This window comes from Streptomyces albicerus, assembly GCF_008905045.1.
In the GTDB taxonomy this organism is placed as follows: domain Bacteria; phylum Actinomycetota; class Actinomycetes; order Streptomycetales; family Streptomycetaceae; genus Streptomyces; species Streptomyces albicerus.
The window spans coordinates 944-2,607 of record NZ_VWMY01000144.1 but is presented as its reverse complement, the minus strand read 5'-3'; the positions used below and the strand labels follow the sequence as shown (position 1 = coordinate 2,607).

Below are 1,664 nucleotides of genomic sequence, written 5' to 3'. Positions count from 1 at the left end.
TTCAAGCTTCGGGCCCCGACGAGGAACTGACGCACCAGCAGCAGAAGTCACGCAACTACTAACGATCAACTACTGGCGCAGGACACTATGCGGCCGGTGGTAGTTGTAGTGGATGTTCCACACTGTGATCGCGGCTGACCGGGCGTCCTCGCTGGTGAACTCGCGGGCGTGGAGGACTTCCTCGGCCATGATGCGCTGGTAGCGCTCGACCTTCCCGTTGTGCCGAGGTGTGTATGGTTTGGTTCTCTGATGCCGGGTGCCTTGCCCGACGATGCGGGCGAAGTCGCCGGAGCGGTAGCAAGCGCCATTGTCGGTGACGACCCGGTGGATGTGGTTGATGCCGTGGGCGGCGAACCAGACCTTCGCCCGGGCGAGGAAAGCAGCAGCCGTCGCGCCCTTCTCATCGCCCAGCGGTTCTGTGTAGGCGAGCCGTGAGAAACCATCGACGACGGAGTGCGGGTAGACGTAGCCACGCTTTGCCCCGGCCGACTTCGCCCGACTAGCGACCTTGGCCTGATCGCTGTCCCGGCCGTGGATCCGCCACCCGCCGCCATCAGGGATCCGGCCGACCTTCTTCACATCCAGGTGCACCATGTGTCCGGGCCAGCGGGCGATGATCTTCCCCGGCTTCCGGTTGTTCTCACCGCCTGGGTCGATGAAGCGGCGTTCGCCGAGGCCGAGCCGGGTCAGGTGTCGGCTGACAGTTCGCCGGTTGATCACAAAACCGATACTGACAAGTTCGTCGGTGATCCGTTGCGCGGACCACTTGTGCTCGCGGCGCCAGGACTCGATCTGCTCGATGACCCATGCTGGAGTCGCGTTCGGACTCCGGTGCGGACTCGACGGCCGGTCTTGCAATCCCGCATCACCGTGTAGCCGCCAGCGATTTACCCACTTGCCGGCGCATGCGCGAGAGATGCCCATCTCAGCGGCGACGTGGGCGATGGGACGTGTCTGGCACCGCTTCACGAGCCGCCTGCGGCCCTCGACGCTCAGGGGCGCATTCGCGCGGGGCACTCGTCGTCCTCTCGAAGTCGGACGACGGCAGGCGCGACACCTGTCGTGCGCGCCTGCCGCATTGCGGCCTTTCAGTCCTGCGGTGCGACGCGGATACGGTTCCCGTCAGGATCGGCTGCGAGGAAGGTCAGCCCGAACCCCGCATCATAAGGCTCGCGCAGGATCGTGACCCCCTGGGACTGCCACTGCTTGAAGGTCGCGTTGAGCTCGTCGGGTCGTCCACCGTCAATGGCCAGGCACACCTCACTGGTGCGCGGGACGTCCGGTGACAGATCCTCGAACTGGCCAGACCACAGACCGAGGTCAGCGCCTGGCCCGAGGTCGAAGGTGATGTATCCCGGAGTCTCGAACGAGGGGCTCATGCCGAGGAGGTCGCCGTAGAAACGAGCTGCGGCGGGAGCGTCGTTCACGTAGACGATGGACACGACGGATGTGGTCATGGTTGTTCCTTCTCACAGGTGGTAGGTACGCATCCACCAGCCTGACCGGGATATGCGCCGCATCGTGTCGCAATTCCTGAAAAAATTGGTGTGTGACCCCAGACCGCTTCTTCACCCTGATGCTGCTCCTCAAATCGAGGGATGCCGTGACCACACAGGAACTCGCCTCAGCGCTCGGGGTGTCCCTTCGAACCATCACCCGAGATC

At 64.1% G+C, this 1,664-nt stretch carries 3 protein-coding genes; 1 reads left to right on the top strand and 2 read right to left on the bottom strand.

Annotation, left to right across the window (positions count from 1 at the left end; all coding sequences use genetic code 11):
* Positions 1-69 precede the first annotated feature (69 nt).
* Both GAS53_RS53220 and GAS53_RS53215 read right to left on the bottom strand, forming a co-directional pair.
* Positions 70-1,017 (bottom strand): IS481 family transposase, encoded by a 948-nt coding sequence (locus GAS53_RS53220; protein WP_151485034.1) that lies wholly within the window; start codon positions 1,015-1,017, stop codon positions 70-72.
* Between the two features lie 71 nt (positions 1,018-1,088).
* Entirely contained in the window at positions 1,089-1,457 is a 369-nt protein-coding gene (locus tag GAS53_RS53215; protein ID WP_151485033.1) for a VOC family protein, read from the bottom strand.
* 119 nt (positions 1,458-1,576) lie between these two features.
* Here GAS53_RS53215 and GAS53_RS53210 point away from each other — a divergent pair.
* Positions 1,577-1,664 (top strand): HTH domain-containing protein (locus tag GAS53_RS53210; protein ID WP_404829442.1); only part of this gene is annotated, 88 nt, incomplete at its 3' end.